Annotated in this window: 3 tRNA genes; all 3 read left to right on the top strand. The window is 53.4% G+C overall.

Annotated features, from left to right (window positions below):
• A tRNA-Asn gene (locus tag AC0IXC_RS29220) sits at positions 1–75 on the top strand.
• Positions 76–77: 2 nt separating this feature from the next.
• A tRNA-Ser gene (locus AC0IXC_RS29225) sits at positions 78–169 on the top strand.
• Positions 170–188: 19 nt separating this feature from the next.
• A tRNA-Glu gene (locus tag AC0IXC_RS29230) sits at positions 189–260 on the top strand.
• Positions 261–262: the final 2 nt, after the last annotated feature.

Genomic DNA, 262 nt, shown 5'->3' on the forward strand with positions numbered 1-262 from the left:
TCCGCAGTAGCTCAGCGGTAGAGCTATCGGCTGTTAACCGATCGGTCGTAGGTTCGATTCCTACCTGCGGAGCCATTGGAGAGCTGTCCGAGTTGGCCGAAGGAGCACGATTGGAAATCGTGTATACGTCACAAGCGTATCAAGGGTTCGAATCCCTTGCTCTCCGCCATAAGGAATTTATAATATTTGGCCCGTTGGTCAAGTGGTTAAGACACCGCCCTTTCACGGCGGTAACACGGGTTCGAATCCCGTACGGGTCACC

Source organism: Bacillus sp. AC266 (assembly GCF_979253805.1).